Origin of the sequence: Vasconcelosia minhoensis LEGE 07310 (genome assembly GCF_015207255.1) — a bacterium.
Classification (GTDB): domain Bacteria; phylum Cyanobacteriota; class Cyanobacteriia; order Phormidesmidales; family Phormidesmidaceae; genus Vasconcelosia; species Vasconcelosia minhoensis.
Genome location: NZ_JADEXG010000113.1, coordinates 1 through 7058, shown reverse-complemented (window position 1 = coordinate 7058; position 7058 = coordinate 1). Strand labels below are relative to the sequence as shown.

Sequence of the window (7058 nt, the reverse complement as noted above, 5' to 3'; positions counted from 1 at the left end):
CGGTCATCATCGAAATCCAGGCAGACAGTTTTCGGCAGCACAGGGCTAAACAGCGTTCTCAAAAGCAGACTGATAAGACCGGACAAGTTAATTGACGCTGACCGGACAAGTTAATTGACATTTGATAGTAGTTAAAGTTCAGTACGGCAAAGTCTGGAAACTCGACTCTGAACTGGCTGGGAGCAGGAACTCTGGGCTGGTCGTAGGAAAAGACGACGATGGGATAGACGGGATAGTCGTACTTTTCATAGAGCCGGGCAAAGTAGCGAAACATGCGCTTGCCAAATTCAGGCTGGGCCGTCGCCTGATTTTCGACATGGATCAGAAAGAAGGAAGGCTGACCCTGGAACTGGACCTGGGCGAGCAGGTCGGTTTCATAGCGGTCGCCGGCGGTGACGTCGGTGAAGACTTCTTTGTCCAGAAAGGTGATGGAGCTTGGCTCCAGGTACTGCATCATCTCTGGCAGAAAGAGGTCGAGGAACTCGACGAAGAAGGTCGAGAGCAGCTCTTTGAACAGGCGGTCGTGGTCGATGGGGGTCATGAGGCATTGGTCATGAGGCGGAATGGGCGGGGCCTGACTATACCCTATCGCTTCAACCCCTTCAGTGGGTTTGAAACTGATTAGCCCCGTCATTTTAATGCGGGGCGGTGTCGCATCACATTCCGTTGCCGGTCAATACAAACGCGGCCCAGTGGTAAGGATGAGCAAAGCCCCTCAGGGAGGGATGCTCAGACTCTGAATCAGTATCTGCATTAATAATGGTAAGACTAGCTTTAACCTGTCGCACCTCCGGTCCTGCAGCTTCCCGTATCATTGCTATCTGTGCCTGCTGTAAGGCCTCAGCTGGAGAATAGCCTGTGATAAGCGCCTGGTAAAACTCTGGCATTAGTACCGTTGGAGTGAAATCCGAGAAGTCCCACAGTGAAGCCATCACAGCCTCGGCTCCTGCTCGCTGCATTAAATAGCTAAAGCTTGTTAGTCCTATTTCATCCCCTAGCTCAACATCCAGCGCAGTTCTACCACCGCTTAGTATCACTAGCTCTACGCCACTCAGGTCCCAATTCTGTAAATCTTGTAATGTAACAATTTCCTCATTGCCAAACAACAATAAAGAATCCTGCGGTGTATCTGGCATTAGCAGTGTATGGGTTGCCAGATGGACAATATTGTGATTTCTTACTCGTTCTAGCAGTTCGACCTCACTGAGTTCGTCGTTCAGCAATACCGTTGCATCAGGTATCAGCTCTGAAATTAAATCAACTTCTTGGGCTACTCCTGGAAGGTCATTCAGCTTCACATCTCTGCCTCCCACTGTTCCCTCAAACTGCGTTTCTGAGACCCCGCCAATCAGCGGGCGCAGGGATTCCAGCGAGTCCGTACCTAAATCCGCTAAGCTTCTCGGGTTCACCCGATTGAAAGCAAACCGCTCCACTAGCCACTGCTCGCCGTCGTGGAGCGCCGCATACGGAATCGTTCTCAAGGCCCCATCGGAAGATAGCAAAATCGCCTTAGCTTCCGCCTGGGCTAGCTCGGCCTCAAAGGGGGCAATCAGCCATTCATAGAGCTGCTGAGCTGGGGTAAACGGGTCATTGCCTTGCTTCTCTAAACTCTCTCTAAAATTGGCCACCGCCTGCTCTAGGTCGGCTCTGCTCACCGCTACCGTACGACGCAGCGGCGGCGCGTCTGCTGTCACCAGGACTAGCTCCAGCCGGTCTTCGAGCATGAGCGGATAGAAAAGAACCGCACCCTCCATCTGGGCAAGCTGGGCTTGAACCTGTCCAAAGTCGCTAGGCTCTAGGCTCGTTCCACTGTTGCTCTGCCGTAGCTGCTCTAGGGCAGACTGAACCGCTGGCTGCTTGAGAAATTGGTCAAAAGCATCTTGCAGGTGCTGCTGCTGAGCCATCAGCGATCGCGCTCGCCGCTGCTGTTCAGGCGTCCGTTCCGACAGCGGGATTTGCTGTAAAGCAGCAAGCTCTTGACCCGCCGAGATCGCCGCTGAGACTCGGAGTTCAGCCGCGGCGGTATCCGCTAGATTCGCCCCCGCTCCGGCTGCAGCGGGCGGTTCATCAGATGCGAGCGAACCGGCTATAGCCGGTGGTAGCTGCCCACCGGCCGCAAGCCAGGCGAGCAATAGCAGGCCGATTGGGTTGCGAATGGTTGCATCCATCATTCGCTTCATCCTGCGGCTCATCAAGGTTCATCCTCCTAAAATCCAAAGGTTGGCAGCTTGGTGATTTCGCCAGTCGGCAAACAGATTTGTACCGAAAACTGTTCTTCAATCGTACCGGCAACTTGCGTAAATAGATAGGTGGCTACATCTTCCTCCGTGAAGGTCTGCCGCGCAATCACCTCAGACTGGTCATCAATAATGAGTTCTGTCCCAGCGGGGAGCGTTGCGCCCGGTTCCGGCCCCAGCATTAGCAGCAGGCTCCATTCAACGACCTCCTGGGTCTCCAGCGGCCAAACCCAGGCATAGAACTGGCAGGGAATGCCCCCCACCTCAATCGACCCACCAACTCCCTTTGCCTCTGGCGGTAGGGCAATATTGTGACTCGTCAGCTCCTGCACGATATTGTCAACAGTGTCTCTTACAGGGCGCATTGCCGTAGCAGGTACCATAGGCGGTAGAAGCGTCCACGCTAGCCGGCTAGAGATGTCATCAAGCTGATTTTTGAACCATCGGCTCGTGTTAATGACCCCTGCGGATAAAGCGTCTAGGGCCACAGGGTTGTCTCTATCAGCTGTAGCAGCAGCTGCAGACAGCGTTTCGGTCACAGGTTCCAAACAGCTTAAGTACAGCAGCAGCTGCTCTGGGGTCTCCTCAAAAAGCCGTAGCGGCACCGATATCCGCTGAGTATTAATCTGGAGCAAATCACCATTTTGGTGGTGTCTCAGCAGCTGGTCGCGGCGGAGGCCAGCCACAATGCGGACTCGATCGGCCTCTTCCTGTACTTCAATCAGCACATAGAGGTCAGCCGCCCTGTCTCCCGCGATCGCGCTGACGGGAACAATCACCTGGTCTTCGCTCAGGCTGCCCATCGGCAGGATGCAGAGTCGCTGACCGCCAACCTGCATATTCACACCTATTTCAGGAGGCTGCTGCCGCTCATAGTCCCCTACCAAGCTCAGCGCACCTTCCTTCAGCCACTGGTTGAAGCCAGCAACGGCAAAGGCTCTCAAATAGGTTTTCCATTGTTCATCATCGTCCGAGATGTCTCGACAAACACCGGCGGCCCAGTCTATAGCACTATTGGATAGCATAATCGTCTCTTCTGTTAAAGGTGCAAAATCGTCAAAGCTGTTAGGGTCAGTTGCTGAATGAGTCATGGCTAAGCATAGCGGTGTGAGAATGGTGTGAGGGAAGTGCTGCCGGTTAGGGCGGTGGCAGGATGATGTTGGCCAAGAGGTAACAGAGGCGGCGAGCAAACAAACTGTTGGAGGTTCGGTTCTTAGGCATCTGAGCTTCGGCCTGCGCCGCGTCCATAACCGCCTCGGTCTCCTCGGTTAGAACCTGGTCTAGCTGCTGGGCAATGGCGTTCAACCGCTCTGGTGAAATATGGTTCAGCGCTTTGGCTTGGGTTTGCTGTTTGAGCTGGTTGAGCCAGTGAACAAGCACTTCTGCGCGCAGACGTCTAAGCTGTAGCAGCCTGGTCACCTGAACCTGTGACGATAGGCCTACCTGCCTGGCAATCTCAGCCATCGACAAGCCCTGACAGTGAAAAAGCTCGAGCGCCTGGCAGTAAATTTGCCCCTGGGGTGGCCGCCGCTTTTGATACCTATCGACATAAACCTGCACTATTGCCTGAATGGAGGCATCCAGAGCAGCGACAAAGTTATCTCGATACTGCTGTAAGAATTCGTCCTGAACTTGTTCGCCGTCATCGGCCGTCAGGTCTTCGCGGTCATAGGCATCTCGCTCCAACCGATCTAAAGACTGGGTCTGCGGGGAGCCGCGCCGGGCCGCAATTCGGTATTGACGCAGCTGCTCGGCTAGCTCGCTGAGCTGTGAAAAGACGACATTGGCAGGCTCATTCGGGTTGATCCGCCGCAGCTGCTCATCGGTGGGGTCCTCACAGCGCCTGCCCCGGCCAGCCTGGCGGTTGGCAATGCGATCGCGGCGATAGACCTGATGATAGGCATTCAGCAATCGGCCTGCCGCCGTTAGCTCGCCCCGGCTGAGATGCGGCAGCACTTTTGGCAACTGGGGCAGCTTAGTGTCATTGAGAATGGCCCAAGGGGAAATTCGGTATAGCCCTTGCTCTTTCAAAAATGCATTGATATCAGAGTTGCTCTTGGTGAGCCGATAGGTCCAGTTTCTGAGCCCAGATTGAGCGGGGTCATACTGATTCAAAATTTTCACCGTTACCGGTGTATAGTCTGAGGACGTCCTCCCGTCATCATCCATGACCAGCCGCCACAGGTCGTTCTGGGTAAAGCTGTAGGCTTCACCGAACTGCCTCGCCAGCTGATTACAGGCAGCCTCAATTTGATAGCTGACCCAGCAGCGCAGGCTAAGCTGGGCTAGCGAGGCTTCTTCGCGACTGCTCTGGGCCATTTCCCACAGCGATCGCTGACAGTCCGTTTCGTCTAACGTTCCTGCACTAAGGCTATCGGCATAGCGGGGTTCAAACCACTGCTGCACGTCTGGAAAATTTCGATACGTTAGCTGTCCCGGCCCGGTTAAAACTCTCATTTGCCAGTAGCGTGATAGATGGTCCATTGTACTGATTTGTCTGATATCTGCTGCGAAACGTGACCCGACTAACCCTGAAACTAGTCCATAGTGCCTTCAGGCACAAGCGGTTGAGTTTGAGGATTCCTTAAAGAATGTCTGATCCTGTCAGGGGCAAAAGTCACCCAGCAGCATATCCCCAGCGTTGATAAATTCATGATGTTCCTCGGCTGTTCTGTCATCTTATATTGCTCAGCGGTGATGACTTATTCAGCCTGCTTTTTAGGCTACAGCCCATTGCCGATCAGAATAAACGGTGCCCAGTGGTAGGGATGGGCTAGTTCGGGGGCATTGGTGATCGGTTCGCCTTCTGGGGTTTGAACGATCAAAGAGGCATTGCGGGCCGCGCTTAGCCGAGCTTCAGTATCCTGGTCGTAGAGCAAGCTCAGCTGGGCCTGGCGTAGGGCTTCGGCTTTGGTCAGCTCGCCCGAGGCCAGCAGCTCGTAGAAGCGCTGCATCAGCAGGCTGGTGCTATCATCGCTGACCAGCCAAAGCGAGGCAATCACCGATTCGGCTCGGCCTGTTTCTAGAAAATAGGCGCTGATGCCGGCAATCTCGGTGCCGTCGCTGGCTTCACCGCCCAGGGCCGTTTGACAGGCCGAGAGCACGACCAGATGCAGGTTGCGCAGCCGCCGCTCCATCGTTTCAATGTCGGGAATCTGCATGCGATCGCTGTTGCCCAGCACAATAAACGACGCTTCGGGCTGACCGGGGACAAAGGCGGCATGGGTAGCAATGTGGAGTACCCTATAGTCGGCGATGCTAGTCTTGAGCTGGTCTAGAGTAAAAGCGTCATCGAGATAGACCTGACCAGGATAAACCTCCGTCGTATCTGCGCCGCCGCTGAGGACGATGGCATCGAGCTCTTGTTCTACCTCTGGTAGAGGATTGAAGCCGGGTACCGCCTGGGTCAGCCCCAACCCGAGCACGTTGGCGGTGTCTGCTGTTTCTAAGCTTTCAGTAGTATTGGTCAGGGCGGGGGAGAGAACCGTGGATACGGCGTAGCGCTCGATAAGGTACTGCTCGCCATTGAACAGGGCCGCCATGGGAATGTAGCGGGTGACTCGGTCATTCACAAAGATCAGGTGCTCGATGCCGTTTTTCTGTAGCGCTGCTTCTAGGGGTTCGATTAGCCAGCCATACAGCTGTTGGCTCGTCGCCTGTAGCGCTTGCAGATCGCCTCCATACTGGAACAGTTCGCCAAAGCGTTGCACAGTCTTTGAGAGATCGGCTTGAGTAACGTCTATCTCGATGCTGCCGACGCTACCCACGGTGGCATACAGCAGCCACAGCTTGTCGTCGGTAACAAAGGGATAGATTAATACGGAATTGGGATTAGCTTCGAGCAGCTCTTGAGCTTCACCGCTGAGATTGTCTGGGTTTTGAAAGAGGTCATCGTCATAGCGGTTATCGCGCATGGCAGATGCAAATGTTGCTAGCTGCTGGTCGTATTGAGCCGTGAGCTGTTCATGCTGAGAGAGCAGGCTGTCGATCTGGTCGCAGCTGGTTTGCTCGCATTCGTAGAGGGTTTGACCAAAGGCGATGAGGTCACCGTGAGCATCGGCGACGGGCTGTTCTCGGGCGGTATACACGATGCCGTCTGTTGTCCAGGTCGCGCGGGTCGTGGTGCTATGGGTGAATTCTCGCAGTTCTTCGATTTTCAACAGGTCGAGCACCTGCTGGGCTTCAGGGATGCGGCCTTGTTCAAGGAGGAGATTACTCAAAAATCGATAATCATCAGCAATTGTATTAACAAAGGAGCGCTGCAATTCGTTGTCAAGACCCTGCATATCGCTTCGGATTGATTCTCGTACATTGACTGAGGATTTAAGAAAAACAGTCGCTAGCTCAATTTGGTTTTAAGCATTTAAAACTTTAGCAATTGAGCTCAATGTTATTCCTTCGCCCCACCTGTTGTTTAATCTTCTTTGAATTTGCAGGCATTCCTTTAAGTAGTTCATTGCCTGTTGGTACTGACCTAAAGAGGCATAAACATATCCTAAATCACCTAATGCGTATGCTTCCTCGCGAAAGTCGTTGATTTCGCGAGGAATTTTTAGAGCTTGCTCAGAGAATTGAATGGCCTCCTGATACCGCTCTAACCGAGCATGTGAAAGCCCTAGACCGTTTAAGGCATTAGCTTCTTGGTATCGGTTTGAGATATTCTTCGATATAGCAAGCTGTTCAAAAAAAAGATTGTAACTACTCAGGCTGAGGGAGAAGAGAGGGAGCATTGCCGGAAAAAAGTTCGACGAATGCATCCAAGATGTTGAGGTTCTGCTTTTTCAGAGTCGATAAATAACCGCGAATGTGGCAGAACTCTCT

Annotated in this window: 5 protein-coding genes and 1 pseudogene; all 6 read right to left on the bottom strand. The window is 53.5% G+C overall.

Features of this window, described 5'->3' with window-relative positions; translation table 11 throughout:
- Positions 1-109 precede the first annotated feature (109 nt).
- A pseudogene (locus IQ241_RS24515) lies at positions 110-541 on the bottom strand (Rpn family recombination-promoting nuclease/putative transposase); the annotation flags it as partial.
- A gap of 115 nt (positions 542-656) precedes the next feature.
- Entirely contained in the window at positions 657-2171 is a 1515-nt protein-coding gene (locus IQ241_RS24510; RefSeq protein ID WP_228022069.1) for a CHAT domain-containing protein, read from the bottom strand.
- Between the two features lie 35 nt (positions 2172-2206).
- Complete coding sequence (locus IQ241_RS24505; protein WP_193912328.1) at positions 2207-3328, bottom strand: DUF1822 family protein; 1122 nt, start codon at positions 3326-3328, stop codon at positions 2207-2209.
- Positions 3329-3374: 46 nt separating this feature from the next.
- Positions 3375-4694 carry a hypothetical protein gene (locus tag IQ241_RS24500; RefSeq protein ID WP_228022068.1) on the bottom strand — a complete coding sequence of 440 codons (1320 nt, stop codon included), beginning with the start codon at positions 4692-4694 and terminating at the stop codon, positions 3375-3377.
- 266 nt (positions 4695-4960) lie between these two features.
- Positions 4961-6457, bottom strand: a complete 1497-nt coding sequence (locus IQ241_RS24495) for a CHAT domain-containing protein (protein WP_228022067.1) — start codon at positions 6455-6457, stop codon at positions 4961-4963.
- A gap of 135 nt (positions 6458-6592) precedes the next feature.
- A complete protein-coding gene (locus tag IQ241_RS25895) occupies positions 6593-6967 on the bottom strand; it encodes a tetratricopeptide repeat protein (RefSeq protein WP_228022066.1) in 375 nt (124 codons plus the stop codon).
- Positions 6968-7058: the final 91 nt, after the last annotated feature.

Excerpts from the sequence above, each read along its gene's own strand:
- IQ241_RS24510 (WP_228022069.1), bottom strand. The coding sequence starts at position 2,171 with ATGATGGATGCAACCATTCGCAACCCAATCGGCCTGCTATTGCTCGCC.
- IQ241_RS24500 (WP_228022068.1), bottom strand. The coding sequence starts at position 4,694 with ATGAGAGTTTTAACCGGGCCGGGACAGCTAACGTATCGAAATTTTCCA.
- IQ241_RS25895 (WP_228022066.1), bottom strand. The coding sequence starts at position 6,967 with ATGCTCCCTCTCTTCTCCCTCAGCCTGAGTAGTTACAATCTTTTTTTT.
- IQ241_RS24505 (WP_193912328.1), bottom strand. The coding sequence starts at position 3,328 with ATGACTCATTCAGCAACTGACCCTAACAGCTTTGACGATTTTGCACCT.